Genomic DNA, 22,124 nt, shown 5'->3' on the forward strand with positions numbered 1-22,124 from the left:
CTCCGGATCAGCCGCGCACCCGGGCCCCGCCGTCCGCCGTCGTCGTCGCCTTGCTCCGCCATCCGAGGTCCGGCGCAATGTAGCGCGCGATGTTCTCCAGCAGCTTGGCGTTGTAGGCGACACCGAGCTGGTTCGGGACCGTGAGCATGAGCGTGTCGGCTTCCCGCACCGCGGCGTCCGCCGCCAGTTCGCGGGCCAGGACATCCGGCTCCCCGGTGTAGGTGCGGCCGAAGCGCGAGAGCAGGCCGTCAATCATGCCGACCTGGTCGCCGCCCTCTCCGGCGCGGCCGCCGAAGTACATCCGGTCCTCGTCGTCGACGATCGGCATCACGCTGCGGCTGACCGAAACCCTTGGCTGGAACTTGTGCCCGGCGGCCTTCCAGGCCTCCCGGAACATCCGGATCTGCTCGGCCTGCAGTTCGTCGAAGGGCAGGCCGGTGTCCTCGGTCAGCAGCGTGGAACTCATCAGGTTCATGCCCTGTTCGGCGGCCCAGACGGCGGTCTTCCGGGTCCCGGCGCCCCACCAGATCCGCTGCGGCAGGTCGTAGGACGTCGGCTGGATTGGCAGCAGCCCGGCACCGCCGGTGTACTGCGGGTCGGCCTCCGCCACTCCCCCGCCGGCGATCGCGTGCCGGAACACCTCAGTGTGGCGCCGCGCCATGTCCGCCGGCGTCTCGCCCTCGGCCGGCACGTAGCCGAACGCGGCGGCGCCGTCCCTCGCCGGCTCGGGGGATCCCCTGCTGATGCCGAGCTGGAGCCGGCCGCCGCTGATCAGGTCCGTGGCGGCCGCTTCCTCGGCCATGTAGAGCGGATTTTCGTAGCGCATGTCGATCACGCCGGTTCCGATCTCGATCCGGGACGTGCGCGCCGCGATTGCCGCGAGCAGCGGGAACGGGGCCGCCTGCTGCCGGGCGAAGTGGTGCACCCGGAAGAACGCGCCGTCGATGCCGAGCTCCTCGGCGGCCACCGCCAGCTCGATCCCCTGCAGCAGCGCCTCGCGCGCCGAGCGGGTGCGGGACCCGCGGCCCGGACCCCAGTGGCCAAAGGACAGAAAACCAATACGCTCCATGTCCGGCTCAACGCCGCACCGCCGTCGTCCATTCCGCCCGCTGTCAGGGCGCAGTCCAGTCGATCCCCACCCTCATGGTCGTCGTCGACGGCCGGGATCGCGGCACAGCAGGCCGGCAGCGCGCCGGCAGCGGAGCTGCGCGCTTGGCTGCACCGCTCGCCGGCCTCTGCTTACTCGCTGGCCGCCGGTTAGGACAGGCGCGGCCTAGGACACCGGCCGCGTCTCCACCACGAAGTCCCCGCCCGGGAAGAGCACCGACTCGTGCCCGTCGTCGAACCTCACGAAATAGGGCGGAGCCCCGTCCTCACCGCGTACTTCCAGGATCTCCCCGTGCCGGTCGGACGACTCCACGGTCCTGCCGCGGACGATGATCCTGTCACCCTGCGTTGCCTTCATTCCTGAACACCTCCCAGCCCTAGGGTACGAAGGGCCGGCGCGGGATGGAATCCCTCAAACGGGGTTTTCGTCCTCCGCAGGCGTTTCGAGCAGCTCCAGCAGCCTGCGGACGGCCGGGTTGGTGTTGTTCTCGTTCCAGGCCACCTCGAGGTCCACCCGGTTCAGGTCCTTGACGCCGCGCGAGGGCTCGAGTTCCCGGAACTGCACGCCGGCCGGGGCGAACGACTGGGCCGAGGCCGGCACCAAAGTCAGTCCGAGGCCGGCCTCCACGAACGCCAGCAGCGCCGGGACCTGGCTGGCGTACTGGGTGACATTCGGATGGGCGCCGGCGCTGGCGAAGAGCCGCAGGACCAGGTCGTGGAAGTAGCGGGCCTCCGCCGTGGAATACATCATCAGGGGCTGCCCCTCGAGCGCCCGCACCGGCAGGGCACCCTCGCCGGAAAGCTCGCTGTCGGCCGGCAGCGCGATCACCAGCCGGTCCCGCATCAGGGGACGCGAAACGATGCCGGGCCGCGCCACGATGGGCCGCAGCAGTCCGATGTCCACCGTGCCCTTGACCAGGCCGTCCATCTGGTCCGTCGACACCAGCTCGCGCAGGATCAGCGAGACGCCGGGCTGCTCGTCCGCCGCCCGGCGCAGGAGCTTCGGCAGGGCGCTCTGGCCGGCGATAGCGGTGTAGGCGATGGTGACCGAGCCGGCCTCGCCGGTGGCAACGCGCCGCACGTCCAGCTCCGTCTTGACCGCCATATCCAGGATCTGCCGCGCGCTGGGCAGCAGCGTCCGGCCGGCAGCCGTGAGCTCCACCTTGCGGCTGGTCCGGTCGAAGAGCGGCGCCCGCAGTTCCTTCTCGAGCAGCTGGATCTGCCGGCTCAGCGGAGGCTGCGTCATGTTGAGCCGTTCGGCGGCCGCCCCGAAGTGCAGCTCTTCGGCGACGGCGACAAAGGACTGGAGCTGGATCAGGCTGAACATCAATACACTCCTCGCATCGTTCGGTCCATACTTTAGCTTGGACGCGCATAGATGCGGAGGCCTATCGTCGAAGCAACCCCGCCGGTGCCGCCCGAGAAGGAGCCCCTCCCCGTGACCCAGCCAGTCTTTCCAGAGCGCCCGCCGATGACGGACGGTGCGGCCGCGCAGCCGCTGCGGATCGTGGTCACCGATCCGATCATCAGCCGGTTCGAGCAGGAGCTGAAGTACGACGGCGGTGCCCACCACTGGGTGATGGCGTCCGGCTGGAGCGCGGAGGAACAGCTGCAGGCCTTGGCTGATGCCGACGTCGTTGTCTGTTCGGCACTGCCGCCCGAACAGGCGGCGGCAGCGGCCCGCCTGCGGCTGGTCCACGTGACCGGCGCGGGGTACGAGAAGATCGCCATGGACTCCCTCCCGCCGGCCGCCGCCGTCGCGAATGCCTTCCACCACGCGCGGCCCATCGCCGAACACGTGGTCATGGTGACGCTCATGCTCTCCCGCCGGGTGCTGGCCGCCGACACCGAACTGCGCCGCGGCCAATGGCGGACCATCGCCACCGCGCCGGACGTGCCTTTCCACCCGACGCTCGACGGCATGGTGCTCGGCCTGGTGGGGCTCGGCTCCATCGGCGCCGAGGTAGCCCGCCTCGGCGCCGCCCTGGGCATGCGGGTGCGGGCCGTGCGCGGCAACCCCGCGGCGGCCCATCCCGAAGGCGTGCAGCCCGAGTGGGTCGGCGGCACGGCCGAACTGCCCAAGCTGCTCGAGACGTCCGACGTGGTCGTCGTGACCGTGCCGCTCAGCGAGGAGACCCGCGGCCTCATCGGCGCGGCCGAACTGGAGCGGATGAAGCCCTCGGCGCTGCTGGTCAATGTGGCCCGCGGCCCCGTGGTGGACCAGGCCGCCCTGTATGCCGCGTTGTCCGAACGGCGGATCGCCGGCGCCGGGATCGACGTCTGGTGGGGCGCCCCCGCGGACGGCAAGGTGCCGCCGTCGGAATTTCCGTTTGCACGCCTGGACAATACGGTCCTCACCCCGCACCACTCCGGCCACGCGCGGACTACCTTCGAACGGCGCGCCGCAGACATCGCCGCAAACATCGCCAGCCTCTCCGCCGGGCGTCCGCTCTTCAACGTCGTGCGGGAGCCACGCTAGCGGAGCCTAGGATTGGGAGGCATGAAGCTAGCTGCTTTCGATTTCGACGGGACCATCATTTTCCGGCACGGAATCGATGACGACACCGTCGGCGCCATCCGCGCCTGGCAGGACGCCGGCTACCTGGCGGTCGCTGCCACCGGCAAGTCGCTGGCGGCCACGCAGTACGCACTGCAGGGATCCGCCGTCGCCTTCGACTACTCGGTCCTCTACACCGGCGCCGTCGTCACGGATGGGCAAGGGAGCGTGCTGCACTCCTCCGCGCTCGACGCCGGCACCGTCCGGCAGGTTGTCGAAGAGCTTTCCGGTGTTGACGGCATCGCCGTCTACGGCACGATGCTGGAAGGGCGGGACACGCGTTTCAGCTCGACCGTCCCCTCGGACCTGGAAACCACCATCCTGCGTGACTACCGCCAGCTGCAGGCCCATGAAATAGACCTGCACGAGTTCATCGGCATCCCGATCTGGGTCCCGGGCGACGACGACCTGAGGCTTCGGATCCATTCCTGGATCCTGGACAGGTTCGCCGTCGAGTGCGTGATCAACCAGGATTTCGTCGACATCGTCCCGGCGGGCACCACCAAGGGGGCCGGGCTGCAGTGGCTGGTCGGCCATCTCGGACTGTCACGCGATGACCTGGAGGTCTACACCTTCGGAGACTCCTGGAACGACCTGTCCATGCATTCCATCGCTGACCGATCCTTCTCCTTTCCTTGGTCTCCGGATGACGTCCGGGCGGCAACCGACGAAGTCATCGAATCGGTCGCCGGCACGCTTCCGCAGCTGCTCGGGCGCTGACTCCAACCCGCTTCCGGGCTCAGCCGAGCAGGATCTGACCGGCCAGCAGCACCGCGCCGAACCCGGACACCGACAGCGCGAGCAGGCGCAGGCGCCGGGCATCGAGGAAGCGGTTGACGAAGCGGGACACGGCGTAGCCGGCGAGGACGGCCGGAACCATCCAGGCCACGAGCATCAAGACCTGCGCCGTCACCGCGCCCGCCACGGCCAGGGCGGCCAGGGACACGGCCGAGCCGACCATGAAGAAGGCGCTCATGGTTCCGCGCAGGCGTGCGCCCTGGTGGCGCTGCCAGATGAGTGCCATGGGGGCGCCGCCGATCGAGGTGGCGGTGCCCATGATGCCGGAGGCGGCTCCGGCAGTTACCAGGCTGAGCCGCCGGGGCGCCGGCTGCCAGCCGAGGAAGGCCAGCACCACTCCCGCCAGCACGGTGACGGCCACGAGCCAGGACAGTCCTTCGCCCGGCAGCACGGCCACCAGCCAGGCGCCGCAGATGCTGCCGGGTATCCGGCCCACCAGCGCCCAGCCGGCGCCGCGCAGGTCCAGCTCCGACCGCTCGCGTGCGGTGACCATGATGGTCACCAGCAGCGCGAGCATGATGATCGAGACCGGCAGCAGCTTTGGGTCCACCAGGGCGATGATCGGGGCCGCGAGCATCCCCATGCCGAAGCCGATCGACGCCTGCAGGCCGGCAGCGGCGAAGACGGCGAAGCCGATGACCGCGTAGTCGGCCCAGCTCACGGCATGGGCGCCAGTTCCCCGCTCCGGACCGCCAGCGTCTCCAACGGGAAGTGGCACTCGGCCAGATGCGCGGGGTTCTCCCCGGCCGATTCGGAGCCGGGTGCCTGCTCCGCGCAGATGTCCTGCGCCTTCCAGCAGCGGGTGCGGAAGCGGCAGCCCGACGGCGGATCCAGCGGGGAGGGGATCTCGCCCTGCAGGATGATGCGCTTCCGCTCCGCGCCGCTGACGTCCAGCTTGGGCGAGGCAGACATCAGTGCTGCTGTATAGGGGTGGCGCGGATGCTCGAAGACGTCCTCGGTGCGGCCGGTCTCGATGATCCGGCCGAGGTACATTACCGCCACCCGGTCCGCCACGTGCCGCACCACCGAGAGGTCGTGCGAGATGAAGACGTAGGAGACACCGAGGCGCTGCTGCAGGTCGTTGAGCAGGTTCAGCACCTGCGCCTGGACCGACAGGTCCAGCGCGGAGACGGGCTCGTCCAGGATGATCACGTCCGGGTTGAGCGCCAGCGCGCGGGCGATGCCGATGCGCTGCCGCTGGCCGCCGGAGAACTCCTGCGGGGACTTCTTCGCGTCCGAGGGCCGCAGCCCGACCATATGCAGCAGCTCGCGCACCCTGGCCTCGCGCTCCCGCGACGTCTTGTAGAGCCCCCGGTGCGCCTTCCACGGCTCGGCGATGATCTCGCCCGCCGTCATCCGCGCGTTCAGCGAGGCGAAGGGGTCCTGGAAGACCATCTGCACGCGGCGGCGCCACTCCAGCAGCTCCTTGCCGCGCAGGCCGAAGGGGTCGGTCCCGTCGAAGCGCACGGCGCCGGCGTCCGGCCGCTCCAGCATCATCAGGGTCCGGGCCAGCGTGGACTTGCCGCAGCCGGACTCCCCCACCAGGCCGAGGGTCTCGCCCCGGCGGACGGAAAGGTTGATGCCGTCCAGCGCCCGCAGCCGGCTGTTGCCGGAGGCGCTCTTGGCCACGTGGAAGGTTTTGGTGACGCCGTCGACCTCGATCAGCGGACGGCCTTCGGATTGGATGCGGGTCTCGGTCATTTGTCCAGCTCCTCGCTGAAGTGGCAGGCGGCGGCCCGCGGGGTTGCGCCGTCCACGGCGGCCGGTTCCTTGGGAACCACGGGCAGCAGCTTCGGCCGCTCCGCCCGGCAGACCTCCTGCACCAGCGGGCACCGGTCCTGGTAGACGCAGCCGGCGGGGATCTTGTGCAGCTCCGGCGGGCTGCCGGGGATCGAGTTCAGCTCAGCGCCGCGCTCGGCGTTGACCGGAACGGACTCCAGCAGGCCCTTGGTGTACGGGTGGCGAGGGTTGGCGAACACGTCGGCCACCCGGCCGGTTTCCACCACGTTGCCCGCGTACATTACGGCCACCGTGTCGGCTTCCTCGGCGACGACGGCCAGGTCGTGGGTAATCAGCACGACGGCCATGTCGCTCTCCTCGCGCAGGCTCTTCAGCAGCGCCATGATCTGCGCCTGCACCGTGACGTCCAGCGCCGTCGTCGGTTCGTCCGCGATCAGCAGTTTGGGATTCAGCGCGACCGCCATGGCAATCAGGATGCGCTGGCGCATGCCGCCGGAGAACTGGTGCGGATAGGCGTTGACCCGGGCCTCGGGCTCCGGAATGCCCACCCGGCGCATGAGGTCCACGGCCTTCGCCTTGGCCTCCTTGGTGGACAGCCCGTGGTGGATGCGGAAGGCCTCGCCCAGCTGCGCCCCCACCGGGTAGACCGGGTTGAGCGCGGTCAGCGCGTCCTGGAAAACAATGCCCAGCTCGGGGCCGGCGAACTTGCGCCGCTGCTTCGGACTCAGGCGGGCCAGGTCCGTGCCGTTGAGCAGGATCTCCCCGCCGTCGACGTCCGCGATCGGGTCCAGCAGCCCGGCCACGGCCTTGGCCGTCATCGACTTGCCGCAGCCGGATTCCCCGAGCAACGCCAGTGTCTGCCCGGCGCGGGCCTCGAAGCCCACGTTGTCCACCGCCCGCACGGTCCCGCGCGGGGTCCGCAGGTCCACGTTCAGGCCCTCGACCTTCAGCACCACCGGAAGGCTCCGGTCCGTCGTCGTTGTTTCTGCCGCTGTCACGGTGCTCATCACTTGTCCCCTTCAACGGTCTTGGCCGGAATCCGCGCGATCAGGCGCTTGCGCGGCAGCGCCAGCCGCCACCGCTGCGCCGGGTCCGTCGCGATCCGCAGCCACGCGGCCAGCATGTTGGCGGCGATCGTCGTTATCACGATGGCCAGGCCCGGGAAGATCGAGAGCCACCATGCGGTCTGCAGGTACTGCCGGCCCTGCGACACCATCAGGCCCCAGCTGACGTCCGGCGGCTGGATGCCGATGCCGAGGAAGCTGAGCGAGGACTCGGCCAGCATCACGTAGCAGAACTCGAGCGTGGCCAGGGTCAGCAGCGTCGGCAAAACGATCGGGACCACGTGCCGGCCGATGATCGCGTTCGGCTTGGCGCCGAAGGTCCGGGCCGCGTCCACGAACGTGCGGCTCTGCAGCTCGGCGGATTCGGCGCGGGCGGTACGCAGATAGATCGGGATGCGGGTGAGGGCCAGGATCAGCACGATGTTCGCGATGCTCGGGTTGAACACGTAGAGAACGACGACGGCGAGCAGCAGCGACGGGAAGCTCATGATCACATCGGCAATCCGCATCGAGACCGTCTCGCGCCAGCCGCGGTGGTAACCGGCCCAGACACCCCACAGCGAGCCGATGACCAGGGCAATCGCGACGGCGGGCAGCGCCACCGCCACGGTGGTCCGGGTGGCGATGACCAGCCGGGCCAGCACGCTGCGGCCCAGCGAGTCGCTGCCCAGGAAGTACTCCCAGCCGTTGGCCGGATTGAACGGTGCCTTGTTGGCGAAAAGCAGGTTCTGCTTGGTCGCCAGATCCCCCATCAGGGCGGGACCGAACACCGCGGTCAGCCCCACCAGGACCAGGACCGCGGCAGCCGCCGTCGCGAATTTATCCCGCAGCAGGAGGCGGAAGAGGCCCGGCTTCTTGTCCCCTGTGTCCGCTGCCTTCGCGGCGGGCGGCTCCAGCGGGGGCACGGCCGATGGTTCGGGGAGCGCGTCCGACGTGGGCGGCTGGTGTCCGGGCTGCACGAGTGGTGTGGCCATGGTTCCTCCTAGGCCTTCACGGTGGCCGGGCGGACACGTGCATCCAGCAGCGCGTAGCCCAGGTCGATGAGGATGTTCAGGACAAAAATTGCGACGGCGGTAAGCAGCACCGCGGCCTGCAGCACGGCGAAGTCCCGCTGCAGGATGGAGTCGATCATCAGCTTGCCGATGCCCGGCCAGCCGAAGATCGTCTCCACCACGACGGCGCCGTTGACCAGGCCCACGGTGAGGTCGCCGGCCACGGTCAGCGCCGGGGCCGCGGCGTTCCGCAGCGCGTGGTGCGTCACGATGCGGACATCGCCGGCGCCCTTGCTGCGGGCCAGCTTGATGTACGGCTCGGAGAGGGCGGAGACCATGGCGCCGCGGACGATCTGCACCAGCACCCCGAACGGGCGGAGCAGCAGCGTGGCGATCGGCAGGATCCAGGCCTCGGACCCGTTGACGCCCGATGTCGGGAGCCAGCCGAGGGTGATCGCGAAGATCCAGATGCCGACGATCGCCAGCCAGAAGTCCGGGATGGACGCCGCGGCCATGGACACGAAGCTGGAGATCCGGTCCGCCACGCCGTTGGGCTTAAGCGCCGCCCAGCAGCCGACGATCACGGCGAGGATGATGGCCAGCACCATGGTGGTGGCGGCCAGCTGGAGGGTGGCCGGGAAAGCCCGCAGCGCCATCGCCGCCGCGGACTCCCCCGTCCTCAGGGACTCGCCGAAGTCCAGCCTGAGGACGCCGCCGAAGTAGTCGGCCATCTGCACCAGCAGCGGCTGGTCCAGGCCCATCCGGGCGGTGAAGTCCGCCCGCATCTGCTCGGTGGCGTTCAGCGGCAGGTACAGGGTGGCCGGGTTGCCGGTCAGCCGGGCCAGCGCGAATACTCCCACAATCACCACCACCAGGGGCAGTGCGCTGGAGAGGATGCGCTTCCTCAGGTAGGTCAACATGAGTCCCTCGAATCCCTTGGTCAGACCCGGCCGCTAGTTGGCCGGAGCCATTTCGGCCAGCCGCAGCTCATCGCCGGTCGACGAGTTGGGCTCGTAGTCCACGCCGGCCGCCTTGCCGATCATGCCGGTCTGGTGGGCGATGTGGGCGAACTGCACCACCTTGTCGTTCTGGTAGGAGAAGACCTCCTCGAAGGCCTTCTGCCGGTCCTCGCCGGTGGCGGCGTCGGCCTTGTTGATCAGGGCGTCAAGCTCGGGGGTGCCGAACGCGCTCTGCGCGCCGTCGGTCAGCATGTACTGGTCCACCGTGAACGCCGCGTCGCCGGCCTGGTTGCCGTGCTGCGTCATGAGCATCAGCGCGCCGTCGGACTTGGCGAACGGCCGGACCTGGTAAGTCAGGTGCTGGCTGGTCTCGAGCATCTGCAGCTTGACGTTCAGGCCGGCCTGGGTGAGCTGCTCCTGGAGCACCTGGCCCAGTTCCTCGATCTTCGGGAACTGCGCGCTGCGCACAACCATGTCGATCTGCGCGCTGGTATCCACGCCGTCGGCCTTGGCCTCGGCCACCAGCTGCTTCGCCTTCTCCAGGTCGAACGGCCAGGCCTGCAGCGACTCGTTATGGCCGACGACGCCGGAGGGCACCAGCTGTGCCGCGACCTTGTCACGTCCGCCGTAGAGGCTGGCGACGATGCCTTCCTTGTCGATGGCGTAGTTGACGGCCTGCCGGACCCGGATGTCGTTGAACGGAGCCTGGTCGCTGTGCATGCGCAGCGCGACCGTCTCGTTGTTCGGGTAGGAGACCCCCAGGTCGCCGATGTTGTCCTCGGGGCTCAGCCCGGTCGCGATGTCGGCCTCGCCGGAGGTGATCATCGCCGCGCGGACGCTGCTCTCGGCACGCCACTGGTACTCGGCCTTGGCGTACGCCGGCTTCTCGCCCCAGTAGCCATCGAACCGCGCCAGGGTGATCTTCTGGCCCGCGTCCCACTGCTCGAGCTGGTAGGGGCCCGTGCCGATGGGCTCCCGGACCTTCTCCGTGTCCGAGGTTTCCGCCGGCACCACTTCGAGGAAGGACAGCCGCAGCGGCAGGATCGGGTCGGCTTCCTGGGTGGTGACCTGCAGGGTGGTGTCGTTGACGGCCTTCACGTCCAGGTCCTGGTCGCCGAAGACGTAGCCCTCGACGTTGCAGCCGAGCTTGGAGTTCACCGCGCGCTCGATCGTCGCGGCAGCGTCCTCGGCGGTGAAGTCGCTGCCGTCGTGGAACTTGACGCCCTCGCGCAGGGTCAGCGTCCAGGCCTTGTTGTCCTTGGACTCCCACTCGGTGGCCAGCTTCGGCTCAAGCTCGCCGCTGGTCGGGTTGCGCTCGATCAACGGCTCGGTGATCGTCGAGCGGTCCACCACGCCGGTGCTCGTCAGGTTGGCCTCGCAGGGTTCGAGCGTCGGCGGCTCCTGCTGCAGCACCACACGGATCGTGTCCGAGCTGGCGGCGGTCGCGCCGCCGGCGCCTTCCGAGTTGGCCACCGAGCAGCCGCTCAGCAGCAGTGTTCCGCCGGCAGCCACGGCGGAGAGCCGCAGGGCGAACTGCCCTTGGGTGCGAAGTGAAGACATCATTGAATCCTCCGGGATCTGGGTCACGCGCCCCACACGGTTGCGGCTTCGGAGCTATCTGTGCTCGAGGCCAGGGGTCGGTGCTGGCAAACAGCTTCCCGATGCGCCTTCGACCGCGTCAAGGGAAGTTTTTCCATGTCGGAGAGGTGAAGGACTCGCCCGCCGCCCGTTCTCCATGTGACAGCGGCCACACTTCCGCGGATTTCCGGGGGTTTTCGAGCAGCCCCGAGAACCGATACCCCAAGGGCATTGATTCATCCAAATTGCGTGTTGGACCTGAATCGATGTCCTCATTACGCTCGCCGGTATGTCTATGCCCCACGCCATCCTCCAGGTCGGTCCGTTGATGCCCGCCGTCGGAGATGTCCTCATCCACGATTACGACGCCGTTCGGCTGCCCGACGACGCCGAAGGCCGCCGCATCTTCCTGGACGAGCGCGGCGCGGAGTTCACCGTGGCCGTCACGTCCGGGCGCTTCGGCGTCGGCACCGAACTGATGAGTTCCCTGCCCAGCCTGCAGGCGGTCGTCAATTTTGGCGTCGGCTATGACACCACCGACGTGGACCAGGCCGCGGAACGAGGTATCGGCGTCAGCAACACCCCGGATGTCCTCAACGACTGCGTCGCCGACACAGCCATCGCGCTCTACGTGGATATGCTGCGCCGGATCAGCGCCGCCGACCGCTATGTGCGCCGCGGCGAGTGGGAGGCGAAGGGCAATTACCCCCTGGCCACCAAGGCGAGCGGCAAGCGCGTCGGCATCCTCGGCCTCGGCCGGATCGGCAAGGTCATCGCCCGCCGGCTGGAGGGCTTCGACTGCACCATTGCCTACCACAACCGCCGCCCGGTCGAGGGTGTGGCCTACGAGTACGTGGACTCCCTGGTGGAACTTGCCCGCCGCTCCGACGTCCTGATCGTCGCCGCGGCAGGCGGACCGGCGTCGCAGAAGCTCGTTGACGCTGACGTCTTGGTAGCCCTCGGCCCCGACGGCTACCTGGTCAACATCGCGCGCGGCACCGTCGTCGACGAGGCCGCCCTCGTCGATGCCCTGGCTGAAGGCCGCCTGGCCGGGGCGGGGCTGGACGTCTTCGAAGACGAGCCGCGCGTTCCCGCGCAGCTCTTGGAGATGGAGAACGTGGTCGTGCTGCCGCACCTAGGCAGCGGCACCCACGAAACCCGGGCGGACATGGCCGCGCTGACCCTGGCCAACCTCCGGCGCTTCCTCGCCGAGGGCACGCTCGAAACACCCGTCAAGTAGCACCCGCCCGAGAGGATCCGACCATGAGCGTTGCCGTTGGCTTTGTTCCGACCGACGAGGGCCGCGCCGCCCTGGCCGCAGCCATCGACGAGGCCGTCCTGCGCGGCACCGACCTGCGCATCCTCGGCCCGGGTTTCGCCGACAACACGGAGCAGGCGCAGACCGAGCTGGCCGGCCTGCTGGAGCGAGCCCAGGCCGCCGGCATCACCACGAACGTGCGCCACATGGTCGGCAACGACGACCCGGGAGACCTGATCGTCGACGTGTCCTACGAGGACGACGTCGAACTCGTCGTCATCGGCGTTCGGCGCCGCTCCCGGGTCGGAAAGCTGATCCTGGGCAGCACCGCCCAACGCGTGATCCTCGAGGCCGGCTGCGCGGTCCACGCGGTCAAGCCGCCGGTCGGCCCCCGGAACTGACCGCCGCTGGCTTAGGCGGTCCGCCCTGCGCCAGCTGCCCGGTCCACCGCGGCCAGGATCGCCTGGCCCAGTTCGGCCGGCCTCGTGAACTGCGGCCAGTGACCGGTCGGCAGGTCGACATACTCGACGTCCCCGATACGGGCTAGCTCCGAAACGAACGGATGCCCGGCATCGATCCATTCGCGCAGCATTGACGAGGGAAATTCACAGGCGATAATCGTTGCGGGAACCTCGAAGCGACGCTCATCGCTAAGCCGCATCTTGTCATAGGCGACCCCCTTCGGCTGCGGCACCGCCCGGGCACGGAACATCGTCCGCAGCTCCTCATCCAGGTCCACGAGATCGCCGTCCTCGAACCCCTCCCACGGTGGCAGCGGCACGTCGTCGCCCTCCGCAGGCAGCTCATCGTTGATCACGCCGCCCTCTGCCAGCGGCCCGGCGTCCACATAAATGCAGCGCGCCACCGAATCCGGCCGGGCATCCGCCACACCGTAGATAATGGCGCCGCCGCCCGAGTGCCCCACAAGGACCACCGGGCCGCCGATCCGGTCCACTTCCTTTACGACGGCGTCGATATGGTCCTGCAGACCGATCCCCTTCCGCGGCGCCTCCCGCGATTCCAGCCCGGGCAAGGTCAGCGGGTGCACCTGCTGCCCGGCGTCAGTTAAGGGCGGCGTCACCTCCGACCATGACGAAGCATCCAGCCAGAACCCGGGAACCAGGATGATGTCCATGCGCCCAGCGTACCGAGTTCCCCGAGCCCCCGACCCAGAATCCCTTGACTGGCTAGCAGACTGGTCGAAGGCGCCAACGGCGGCTTGACGATGAGTAAGGTCCATGGGTCCGGCTCAGGCCACTTCGTCCAGTCGGTTCCGCAGACGCCGGGCGATGCGACGTAGGTCGGCGGGACGCGCCTTGCATTCGACGACCTGCCAGCCTTGGCGCACCAACCGGGCTTTGCGTCCGGCGCCTGAAGGAGATTCAGTACCGGACGGAGATCCAGTACCGGAAGCAGGTTCAGTACCGGACCACGGTCCGGTGCCCGACGGAAACCCGGTGCCGGACGGAGGTTCGGTACCGACAGGAGATTCGGTACCGGGCAGGGCGGGTGCAGTGGACGAGTACTTGTGGCCTGTGGGAGCGGTGATTTCCACGGTATGCCGGTCTCCGGGGACCTGCCGCGCCTGCCAGCCGTCCGCTTCTTTGGCCAAGTTGCAGTTCTCGCAGTAGCCCTCGCCGTTGGCCGCGCTGGTGCTTCCACCCTCGCTCCAAGCGATGATGTGGTCGAAGTGGCGGATCGGGGCGTCACACCAGGGAGTACGGCAGATAGCGTCGCGGACCTGGATGAACCGTCGCAGGCCGGAGGGCATCAGCCGTGCGCGTGAGTCCATGCCGACTAGCTGGCCCGTGTCCGGGGCGGTGAAGAGCCGGCGGATCCAGACATCGAATGCCGCATCGGAACGGCTGGTGTCAGGAGAGGGCGCAGGCGGGCTGGACGTGAGCGGGCCGTTCGTGGGCGGCCCGCCGATGGCCGCGCCGTTTGCCCGGGCTCGCCCATCGGGTGCTTCTCCGTTGGCGAGGCCCCCGCCGGCTGGCGCAATTGCGATGCCGGCTGGAGCGGTTCCGGTCTTGGCCGACGCGGTTTCGGTGCCGGGTGACGCGGTTCCGGGCGGGACAGTTCCGCCCCCCGCAGGCTGGTCCGTGTCTGATGGCCCCTGCTTGCCGCGGATGAGGTTGCGCGCATACTGGGCGGGCACTATCCCGTAGCCGGCGAGGTAGGCCGGTTCGCTGGAGCCCTGCAGCAGGGTTCGGTCCGTCATCACCAGCTGGATTTCATAGTTGACGGGCTGGGCAGCGGATTTTCCCGTGACCCGTTCGACGAGAGTGTCGGCCATGATCTGACCCCGGCTGCGGTCGTCGCCGACGGCCCGTAAGCGGTCCGCTTCACGGGTCAACGCTGCATAGACTGCGACGCCCGCCTTCACCGGAAGCAGCGCACCGACCCAGGCCATGGTGTCCGGGGCCGGGCGGCAGCTGACGTGCCGCCCCGTTTCTGCCTTCGCCGCCCGCTTTACTTGCGCATGCGGATCCAGCGCATAGGCTGCCTGCTGAGCCATCGCCGTCAGCGCCTTATTGCCCACCCCCTCTAGCATCTCCGGGCTCCCCGCTACCGATGCGTCCACGGCGGCCCTGTCCTCAACGCTGAGGCAGGCGGTCTCCCTGACCAGAATCGTGGCCCGCCATTCATTGAGCACTCCGCTCTGCAGCGCGGCGAAAGTATGCGGCATCTCGTCGACCAGCGCCCTGGCCATGCCGAGCAGCCGGCCGCCGCGATGGGGCGATTCGCGCCGTGCCAGCGAGATTTCCCTGCCTACGCCCTTCCCCTGCTTCGCCGCAGGAATACCGGCTGCGGCATCTGCTTCCCGCCGGGACCGGTCCAGTTCCACCGTATCCGCCGCCTGCAGGGCGCAGGCGGCGGATTTGAGGTCCTCCAGCGCCCGGATGCGGTCGATCCGCCCTACATCCCCAATGTCCCTCCCGGACCGCATCACCTGATCCAGCGCAGCGTGCCAGGTCTTGATAAGGCAGGCGTCAGCCTCCGGGTCAGGCCCCTCCGGAGGCGAGCCGGGCGCTATCGGGTTGTCGCCTGAGGGCGAATACGCGGGGTCATCGAACATGCATTCTATTCTATTATTGTTAGCTCGATCACACAATCGTTTCTTGGCCCTGTGGACAACCCGACTGTTAATCAGGCGGAGTCGGGCTCCCGGTCTTGCCGGGGTGTACCGTCCCTCCCGCCGGGACGGCCGTACTGCCGCCTAGGATAAGGGAAGCGCGTCGAGCTGGAGGTGGACCGGTACCTCAAGAGGCGGCCACCGCGTCAAGAGCCGGCCACCGCGTCAACGGGCCACCACCGCGTCAACAGGCCACCACCGCGTCAACAAGCCACCACCGCGTCAACAGGCCACCACCGCGTCAGCAGTCGACCACCGCGCCGTCGTTGGTCCCCCAGTCACAAACCCCGCGGCGTCCGCGCCCGCTTCCCAAACGGGCCGGGCGGCGATCATGATTCATGCATGAAGGAGCAAACATGAACAGGAACCGGCTGGAGGCCTTCAGCGACGGCGTCCTGGCGATCATCATCACGATCATGGTGCTGGAACTCCGCGTGCCGGAGGAGCCCACGTGGTCCGGCCTGGCGCAGGAGCTGCCGGGCTTTTACAGCTACCTGCTGAGCTTCGTGTACGTGGGCATCTACTGGAACAACCACCACCACATGCTCCATCTGGCGGGGAAGATCAACGGCACGATCCTGTGGGCGAACCTGCATCTGCTGTTCTGGCTCTCGCTCTTTCCGTTCACCACGCGCTGGATGGACGAATCCGGCTTTCCGCAGGTCCCCGTGCTCGTGTACGGGATCAACCTGCTGCTGGCGGCGATTGCATACTACCTGCTGGAAGCGGCGCTCATCCGGCAGCAGGGGCGGGACGGTCCGCTGGCACGGGCCACCGGGCGGGACTGGAAGGGGAAGGTCTCGCCGGCCATCTACCTCGTCGGGATCGGGCTGACCTTCGTCAATCCCCTGCTGGCTGTCGCGGCGTACACCGTGGTCGCCGCGATCTGGTTGATTCCGGACCGGCGGGTGGAGCGCTTCCTGGCCGCCGAAGCGGACCGGAAGGGCTAAAAGCGGCAGAAGCGGAAGCCTGAAACCAGGCTCCCGCCGTCCGCCCGGGCTCCGCCGGCTTTGTGGCCACGACCGGCAATTCCGGCCTTGGCCGGCTAGGCAGTCATGGCCGGCATTCAGGCCAGGACCGATACCCTCGATTCCTTCCGGCCGAAGAGGTATCGGTCCACCGAATACGGGCCGGGACCGATCAGCGCGATGGCCAGCGACGCAGTGCCGAGGAGCAGCACCTGCGAGTAGCCGCCGTTCTCCACGTAGAAGCCGGAGGGCAGGTGGGCGAAGATAGCCGCGCCGATCATGTCGCAGACGAACAGTAGCGCCAGCGGCCGGGTCAGCAGGCCCAGGATCAGTGCGGCGCCGCCGAGGAACTCAAGATAGGAAATGAAGGGAGCCGCCAGCTCGGGCAGGGGCACGCCGAGCGAGGTGAAGTAGCCGGTGACCCCGGCGATCGTGTTGGTGCTGATTTTCTGCCAGCCGTAGGCGAGGAAGACCAGGCCGACGACGACGCGCAGCAGAGTGATGGCGATGTTTGGAACGGATCTGGTGGTGCCGGTGCTGGTAGGGATGGACATGGGACTCTCCTTATGGACAGAGCGGACCAGCGTCGTCAAAAGTTGACGCGTCCAGCATCGTCCGGCGGGTTGCAGAAACCTTGGGCCCAGGGAAGCCGCCGGCCCCCGCCTTAAGTCACCCGCGCTCGGGCGCTCCTGCCAGCCGGCGGGTCAGCAGCATCGCCAGCAGGGCGATCGCGAAGGATCCGCCGAAGGCCGTGATGAAGCCCCAGAGCGGCGCCACCGGCAGCAGCGCGGCGAAGGCGATGCTGCCCAGCGCCAGCCAGAGCGACTGTGCCACCGCATCATTGATCTGCAGCGCCGAACTGTTGGTGCCTTCTTCGCCGTCCGCCGAGTGGTCCAGCAACAGCACGGATAGCGTGGAGAACGCCATGCCGATGCCCAGGCCTGCCATCGCCCAGCCAACAACAACGACGGCGACCGGCACCTGGGCGTTCAGGCTAAGGACCGAGATTCCTACTCCGGCCGTGAGCAGCCCGGCGCCCAGCCGCACCCGCATGACCTTGCCGGCGAGGAACGGCAGGTTGGCCGCCACCCAGGACCCCGAGAACCAGGCGACAGCGGAGGTGGTCAGCAGCAGGCCCGCTTCGGTGGGCGTGAATCCCCGGTGCTCCACGAGGGCCAGCGGCAGGTAGACCTCTGCCCCGAAAAAGCCGGCTCCGATCAGGCCGCGGACCGAGATCACCGCGGGCAGGCCGCGCCGGAACAGCCATGTTCCTTTTGGCAGTAGCCGGGGTGCGGCCAGCAGCACGGCCGCCACCGATGCGACGGCGAGCACGACCCACCAGTCCAGGCTCCTCTGCCCCGCGAACCCCACGCCGAGGATCCCGGCGGCGACTATCGCCGCCCACGCCGTGCGCCCGCCGTCGTTCTTCCACACCCCTCCCTGCCGCGTAGTGCGCAGGGCCGGGGCGAGGGCAAAATATGAGACGACGGCGAACAGCGGAGCGCCGCCGAAGACCCACCGCCAGCCCACCAAGTGGTTGATCAGCCCCGCGATCGCCGGCCCCGCCAGCGCAGGCAGCACCCAGCCGCTGGTCAGCACGGTGAAGGCCCGGGCGCGCATGCCCTCGGGGTACGCCTTGGCGATCAGCACGTACAGACCCACGCCCGCCAGCCCGGAGCCGAAGCCCTGGACCCCGCGGCCCACCAGGAAGACCGGCATGCTGGGCGCGAACGCGGCGGCGATGAGCCCGGCGACGAAGAGCCCCACGCCGACCCGCAGTGCGGGGCCGGGACCGCGCGCGTCGATCCAGCCGCCGGCCATCGCGGTGGCGACGACGCCGACGGCCAGCGGGGCGGAAAAGGCGATGGCGTACAGCGACAGGCCGTCCAGTTCGCGGCCCACCACCGGCATGACGGTCGCGACGGCGATCGCCTCGAAGGCGAAGAGGAAGGCGAGCGCGAAGATCCCGGCGGTGGTGGCGCGGTAGGTTTTGGACAGCAGCGGCGCCGGCGCCTGCTCCACGGTCATGCCAGGTCTCCTTCGGGTCAGAAGAACTATTCTGCCGCATGTCCGCCTACGGCCCTGCCGGCCCTCCAACATCTTCCGCCACGCCTTCGCGGCGCTACTCTGGAAAAGTGTCAGACCAGCCGACACGGCGCCACAGGACGGCGCGCTTCATCACCGAGGCGTTCGCACCCACGGTGCTGGTCACGTTCGTGCTGGCGACGTCGCCGCTGATCCTGCCGGAGGTCACCTACGCGGAGGTGGCCGTGGCCATCCTCTTCGTCACCGCGCTGCCGTTCGCCACCGTCTACCTGCTGGCCCGGCACGGGACGCTCAGCGACCACCATGTGGGCAACCGGAGCCAGCGCGGCCCGGTCATGGCGTTCACCGGCGTCTCGATCATCGTGGGCCTCTGGGTCCTGTCCCTGATGGACGCGGCGCTGGCCTTCCACCGGCTGATCTTCACGCTGCTGCTCGGACTCGCGCTGTCGATGGCGGTCAACCTGGTCTGGAAGCTCTCGGTGCACGCCGCCGTCGCCGCGTTCTTCGCCGCCATGCTCGCCTCCGCCTCCATGCCGCTGGGCCTGCTCTGGGGCGTGCTTCCGCTGGCCGTCGGCTGGTCCCGGGTCCGGCTCGGGGACCATTCGTGGGCGCAGGTGCTGGCCGGGTGGGCCTCGGGCCTGGCTATCTTCGCGGTGTACATGCTGTTCCTGCGCTGAGCGGCGGGCGCGCAGCCCCTCCGGGTTCGGAAGCAGGCAGGCAAACGGCACGGAAACGGCCGGCCCCGTCGCCGGGGCCGGCCGCCTGCGCGTCAGCCGCGCTTCTTGATGTGGGCCACGGGATCCGCGGGGCCCTCAACGATATGTTTAGCCCGCTTCTCGGCGCGCTTCTGCTTGATCGTCGCGCCCTTGGCCTGCTTCTTGGGTTCGTGCTTATGCGGTGACTTGTCCGGCATGGTCTCCTCCTCGAGTACCGACAGACCGGCTGATCTGCTCCCCCAATCGGAAGGATACGCCCGCGCACCGCGGTTGGAAACGCCGTCGTTAGCGCAATTTCAGGAAGCCGCGATCAGGGCCTGCGGAGCCGCCTGCTTCATCCGGGTCTTCAGCCAGTGCAGCTGGACTTCGGTCTCGCCGTCGCACCGGGCGATCACGTCCAGCAGCTCCGCGTCCTGCAGCCCCTGGGCGGCCTGCTTCACCATGGTCCAGGTGATGTCCACGAGGTTGGCGATCAGGTACAGGTCCTGCAGGTCCCGCAGCAGGCCCACCGGCCCGGAACGGGTTTCGGAGAGGCCCTCGTGGTGCAGCCGCTCGGGCTCGTCGTCTTCGGTGGATTCGCCGTAGCGCCCGATGATGGGCGCCAGCGCCTCCTGGTGCGCGTCGCACTGGCGGGCCAGTGTCAGGCAGAGGAAGTGGACGTCGGGCTCGTCGCCGTGGCCCTCCGCGACCTGCCGGTAGGACTCGGCCAAGGTCGCTTCGGACTGGTGCAGCAGGCCGAGGTAGACAGGAAGTTTCATGCCAGGTCCTCCTTCGCCTCGGCGGAGGCCCCGCCGATCGTTGCGGGCACCGTCCCGGGCTGCGCGGGCCGCGATGCGGCGGTGGTCGGGGCCGGCGCCGGTCCGCTCCCGGCCGCCGCCTTCTCCAGCCGCACGGCCGCGGTCTTGAAAATGGGCTGCTTCGACACCGGGTCCCATTCGGTCATGGTCAGCTCGTTGGCCGCCCGGGGGTGGTCGTCCGGCGACTCACCCGTGTCCCAATAGCCGTAGTGGAACGGCGCGAACACCGTGCCCTCGCGGACGTCACCGATCCGCACGGGGGCGGTAATCCGTCCGCGGGCGGAACTAACGACGGCGATGTCCCCTTCGCCGATCCCGTACCGTTGGGCGTCGGCGGCGGAGAGCTCCACCCACATGCCCGGCGCGGCCGCGTTCAGCTGGGGCGCCCGGCCCGTCTTGGTGCGCGTGTGGAAGTGGTAGACCGTGCGGCCCGTCGTGTAGCGCAGCGGATACTCGTCGCTGGGTTCCTCCGGCGGCGGCGAATACGGCGCAGTCTTGAACAGTGCCCGGCCGTCCGGGGCCATCGCCCGGTACGCCGTCGGGCCGACCGTGGCCCCGGTGGTCAGGTCATGGCCGTAGGTCTCGCAGTAACCGGCATCGGTGGAAAAGGTCCCGTCCGTGTAGAGCCGCTCCAGCCCGTCGGGGTGCTCGTCGTTGCAGGGCCACTGGATGCCGCCGCGCTCCCGGAGCCTGGCATAGGACATGCCGGAGTAGTCGCAGGGCCGGCCGCGGCTGCATTCCTGCCAGGCCTCGAAGGCGTCTTCGGGGCCGGTCCAGTCCAGCAGCGGAGAGCCGTCGTTGCGGGCGAAGCCCATCCGCCGCGAGTAGTCGAGGAAGATGTCCAGGTCGCTGCGGGCCTGCCCCGGCGGCTCGATGGCCTGGTCCGAGAGGTGCACGGTGCGGTCGACGTTGGTGAAGGTGCCGGTCTTCTCGCCCCAGGCCGCAGCCGGCAGCACCACGTCCGCGTACTGCGCCGTCTCCGTCAGGTACAGGTCCTGCACCACCAGGAACAGTTCGGGCTTGGCCAGTATCCGGCGCATCCGCGGCAGTTCGGGCATGGAGACCGCCGGATTGGTCGCCGAGATCCACAGGAAACCGATGGACCCCTGCTCGGCGTAGCGGAAGATCTGGGCCGCGTGCGTCGGCGGCGCCCAGTGCGGGATCTTCAGCTCGTCGACGCCCCACAGCTCCGCCAGCTCGTGGACATGCTTCGGGTTCTCCCAGTTACGGAAGCCCGGCAGGTCGCCGTCGGCCCCGCATTCGCGGTTGTTCTGCGCCGTCGGCTGGCCGTTCATCTGCAGCAGGCCGCAGCCGGGCCTGCCCAGCATGCCGCGCAGCAGGTGCAGGTTGTTGACCTGGCAGGAGGACGCCGTCGCCTGCCAGGACTGGTAGAAGCCCTGCAGCACCGTCGAGAGCACCCGCTGCGAGGTGCCGAAGATTTCCGCCGCCCGGCGCACGTCGTCCGCTGCCACCCCGCAGGTCCCGGCCACGGCCTCGGGCGTCCACTGTTCCACCGCGGCCAGCAGGTCGCCGAACCGCTGGGTGTGCCCGGCGACGAAGTCCTCGTCGATCCAGCCGTTCGCGATCACCTCGCGGATCAGCCCGTGCATCAGTGCGAGGTTGGTGCCGGGCCGCACCGGCAGATGGACGTCGGCGTGCCGGGCGACCTCGGTGTCGCGGGGATCCACGCACACGAGCCTCGGCCGGTCCGGCCCGGCGATCCGGTCCAGCACCCGGGCCCACAGCACCGTCTGGGTCTCGGCCATGTTGTGGCCGTACAGGAAGATGGCGTCGCACTCGTCGATGTCGGTGTAGCTGCCGGGCTGCCCGTCCGCCCCGAAGGACTCCTTCAGCGCCGCCGCCGCCGTCGCCGTGCAGAGCCGGGTGTTGCCGTCCATGTGCGGCGTGCCGATGCCGGCCTTGCCCAGCACGGCGAGCGCGTAGTACTCCTCGAGGAACAGCTGGCCGCTGGTGTAGAAGCCGTGCGACAGCGGTCCCTTCTCCTCCAGCAGTGCGCGGCTGCGCTCGGCGATCCGGCCCATCGCGGTGTCCCAGTCCGCCTCCACGAGTCGCCCGTTCTCGCGGACCAGCGGCACCGTCAGCCGGTCCCGGTTGTCCACCCCCTGCCAGCTGGCGAACAGCCCCTTGGGTCCCAGCCGCCCGTGGTTGACCCGGTCCTCCGCGCGGCCCCGGATGCCGACCATGCGGCCGTCCTTGACCGCGATGTCGCAGCCGCAGCCGTTGCTGCAGAGCAGGCAGGCGGACTGCACCCAGCGCTCGACCTCCGCCTCGGCGACGCCCTCGTCCAGCTTCAGGTCCACCCTCGCCGGCCAGTTCCCGCCCTGTCCGTAGGGGGTGCGGGTTCCCCAGATATCCGCGATTCGATCCGACACGGGACACCTCACTGC

At 69.1% G+C, this 22,124-nt stretch carries 22 protein-coding genes; 6 read left to right on the forward strand and 16 right to left on the reverse strand.

Translation table 11 applies throughout. The features are described 5' to 3' along the window. Window positions 1-7 precede the first annotated feature (7 nt). From WFH44_RS10090 to WFH44_RS10100, 3 genes are all read right to left on the reverse strand, one after another. Entirely contained in the window at window positions 8-1,069 is a 1,062-nt protein-coding gene (locus WFH44_RS10090) for an LLM class flavin-dependent oxidoreductase (RefSeq protein ID WP_336713734.1), read from the reverse strand. Window positions 1,070-1,273: 204 nt separating this feature from the next. After that, on the reverse strand, window positions 1,274-1,465 hold the full coding sequence (locus tag WFH44_RS10095; protein ID WP_336713735.1) for a DUF1918 domain-containing protein: 192 nt from the start codon (window positions 1,463-1,465) through the stop codon (window positions 1,274-1,276). Between the two features lie 54 nt (window positions 1,466-1,519). Beyond that, complete coding sequence (locus tag WFH44_RS10100; RefSeq protein ID WP_336713736.1) at window positions 1,520-2,434, reverse strand: LysR family transcriptional regulator; 915 nt, start codon at window positions 2,432-2,434, stop codon at window positions 1,520-1,522. 111 nt (window positions 2,435-2,545) lie between these two features. Between WFH44_RS10100 and WFH44_RS10105 the strand changes: the two genes are divergently transcribed. Together WFH44_RS10105 and WFH44_RS10110 are read left to right on the forward strand one after the other, a co-directional pair. Continuing rightward, complete coding sequence (locus WFH44_RS10105; protein WP_336713737.1) at window positions 2,546-3,586, forward strand: 2-hydroxyacid dehydrogenase; 1,041 nt, start codon at window positions 2,546-2,548, stop codon at window positions 3,584-3,586. 21 nt (window positions 3,587-3,607) lie between these two features. Continuing rightward, the gene (locus tag WFH44_RS10110) at window positions 3,608-4,384 is read left to right on the forward strand and encodes an HAD family hydrolase (RefSeq protein WP_336713738.1); all 777 of its coding nucleotides are present in this window, start codon (window positions 3,608-3,610) and stop codon (window positions 4,382-4,384) included. Window positions 4,385-4,403: 19 nt separating this feature from the next. Here the strand turns inward: WFH44_RS10110 and WFH44_RS10115 are convergent, their stop codons facing one another. From WFH44_RS10115 to WFH44_RS10140, 6 genes are read right to left on the reverse strand one after another with little or no spacing between them, the layout of a single operon-like run. Continuing rightward, a complete protein-coding gene (locus tag WFH44_RS10115) occupies window positions 4,404-5,123 on the reverse strand; it encodes a sulfite exporter TauE/SafE family protein (protein ID WP_336713739.1) in 720 nt (239 codons plus the stop codon). Beyond that, on the reverse strand, window positions 5,120-6,163 hold the full coding sequence (locus WFH44_RS10120; RefSeq protein ID WP_336713740.1) for an ABC transporter ATP-binding protein: 1,044 nt from the start codon (window positions 6,161-6,163) through the stop codon (window positions 5,120-5,122). Before WFH44_RS10120 ends, WFH44_RS10115 begins: the two co-directional genes overlap by 4 nt. Then, window positions 6,160-7,209 (reverse strand): ABC transporter ATP-binding protein, encoded by a 1,050-nt coding sequence (locus WFH44_RS10125; protein ID WP_336713741.1) that lies wholly within the window; start codon window positions 7,207-7,209, stop codon window positions 6,160-6,162. Before WFH44_RS10125 ends, WFH44_RS10120 begins: the two co-directional genes overlap by 4 nt. Then, complete coding sequence (locus WFH44_RS10130; protein ID WP_336713742.1) at window positions 7,209-8,240, reverse strand: ABC transporter permease; 1,032 nt, start codon at window positions 8,238-8,240, stop codon at window positions 7,209-7,211. Before WFH44_RS10130 ends, WFH44_RS10125 begins: the two co-directional genes overlap by 1 nt. A gap of 8 nt (window positions 8,241-8,248) precedes the next feature. Further along, complete coding sequence (locus WFH44_RS10135; protein ID WP_336713743.1) at window positions 8,249-9,178, reverse strand: ABC transporter permease; 930 nt, start codon at window positions 9,176-9,178, stop codon at window positions 8,249-8,251. Window positions 9,179-9,211: 33 nt separating this feature from the next. Beyond that, window positions 9,212-10,780 (reverse strand): ABC transporter substrate-binding protein, encoded by a 1,569-nt coding sequence (locus tag WFH44_RS10140; RefSeq protein WP_336713744.1) that lies wholly within the window; start codon window positions 10,778-10,780, stop codon window positions 9,212-9,214. A gap of 304 nt (window positions 10,781-11,084) precedes the next feature. Here WFH44_RS10140 and WFH44_RS10145 point away from each other — a divergent pair, with 304 nt between their 5' ends. Together WFH44_RS10145 and WFH44_RS10150 are read left to right on the forward strand one after the other, a co-directional pair. Beyond that, entirely contained in the window at window positions 11,085-12,035 is a 951-nt protein-coding gene (locus tag WFH44_RS10145; protein ID WP_336713745.1) for a 2-hydroxyacid dehydrogenase, read from the forward strand. A gap of 23 nt (window positions 12,036-12,058) precedes the next feature. Continuing rightward, window positions 12,059-12,454: a universal stress protein gene (locus WFH44_RS10150; protein ID WP_336713746.1), complete on the forward strand. Its 396-nt coding sequence runs from the start codon at window positions 12,059-12,061 to the stop codon at window positions 12,452-12,454. An 11-nt stretch (window positions 12,455-12,465) separates the two neighbouring features. On the opposite strand, the gene WFH44_RS10155 is transcribed toward WFH44_RS10150, so the two are convergent. Together WFH44_RS10155 and WFH44_RS10160 are read right to left on the reverse strand one after the other, a co-directional pair. Beyond that, the gene (locus tag WFH44_RS10155) at window positions 12,466-13,188 is read right to left on the reverse strand and encodes an alpha/beta fold hydrolase (RefSeq protein ID WP_336713747.1); all 723 of its coding nucleotides are present in this window, start codon (window positions 13,186-13,188) and stop codon (window positions 12,466-12,468) included. A gap of 114 nt (window positions 13,189-13,302) precedes the next feature. Next, on the reverse strand, window positions 13,303-15,132 hold the full coding sequence (locus WFH44_RS10160; protein WP_336713748.1) for an HNH endonuclease: 1,830 nt from the start codon (window positions 15,130-15,132) through the stop codon (window positions 13,303-13,305). 413 nt (window positions 15,133-15,545) lie between these two features. Between WFH44_RS10160 and WFH44_RS10165 the strand changes: the two genes are divergently transcribed. After that, complete coding sequence (locus WFH44_RS10165) at window positions 15,546-16,139, forward strand: TMEM175 family protein (RefSeq protein ID WP_336713749.1); 594 nt, start codon at window positions 15,546-15,548, stop codon at window positions 16,137-16,139. A 116-nt stretch (window positions 16,140-16,255) separates the two neighbouring features. On the opposite strand, the gene WFH44_RS10170 is transcribed toward WFH44_RS10165, so the two are convergent. Together WFH44_RS10170 and WFH44_RS10175 are read right to left on the reverse strand one after the other, a co-directional pair. Then, a complete protein-coding gene (locus WFH44_RS10170; RefSeq protein WP_336713750.1) occupies window positions 16,256-16,711 on the reverse strand; it encodes a DoxX family protein in 456 nt (151 codons plus the stop codon). 115 nt (window positions 16,712-16,826) lie between these two features. Further along, window positions 16,827-18,185, reverse strand: coding sequence for an MFS transporter (locus WFH44_RS10175; protein WP_336713751.1), 1,359 nt, complete (start codon window positions 18,183-18,185; stop codon window positions 16,827-16,829). A gap of 107 nt (window positions 18,186-18,292) precedes the next feature. Here WFH44_RS10175 and WFH44_RS10180 point away from each other — a divergent pair, with 107 nt between their 5' ends. Continuing rightward, the gene (locus WFH44_RS10180) at window positions 18,293-18,880 is read left to right on the forward strand and encodes a phosphatase PAP2 family protein (protein WP_336713752.1); all 588 of its coding nucleotides are present in this window, start codon (window positions 18,293-18,295) and stop codon (window positions 18,878-18,880) included. A gap of 92 nt (window positions 18,881-18,972) precedes the next feature. Here WFH44_RS10180 and WFH44_RS10185 read toward each other — a convergent pair whose 3' ends face one another. The 3 genes from WFH44_RS10185 to WFH44_RS10195 all read right to left on the reverse strand — a co-directional run bounded on the left by WFH44_RS10185 (window position 18,973) and on the right by WFH44_RS10195 (window position 22,109). Next, the gene (locus WFH44_RS10185) at window positions 18,973-19,116 is read right to left on the reverse strand and encodes a hypothetical protein (protein ID WP_264797082.1); all 144 of its coding nucleotides are present in this window, start codon (window positions 19,114-19,116) and stop codon (window positions 18,973-18,975) included. A gap of 99 nt (window positions 19,117-19,215) precedes the next feature. Further along, window positions 19,216-19,677: a hypothetical protein gene (locus tag WFH44_RS10190; protein ID WP_336713753.1), complete on the reverse strand. Its 462-nt coding sequence runs from the start codon at window positions 19,675-19,677 to the stop codon at window positions 19,216-19,218. Beyond that, window positions 19,674-22,109, reverse strand: a complete 2,436-nt coding sequence (locus tag WFH44_RS10195) for a molybdopterin oxidoreductase family protein (RefSeq protein WP_336713754.1) — start codon at window positions 22,107-22,109, stop codon at window positions 19,674-19,676. The genes WFH44_RS10190 and WFH44_RS10195 overlap by 4 nt, the downstream gene beginning before the upstream one ends. Window positions 22,110-22,124 lie beyond the last annotated feature (15 nt).

The sequence above is a fragment of the Arthrobacter sp. USHLN218 genome (assembly GCF_037144715.1).
Classification (GTDB): domain Bacteria; phylum Actinomycetota; class Actinomycetes; order Actinomycetales; family Micrococcaceae; genus Crystallibacter.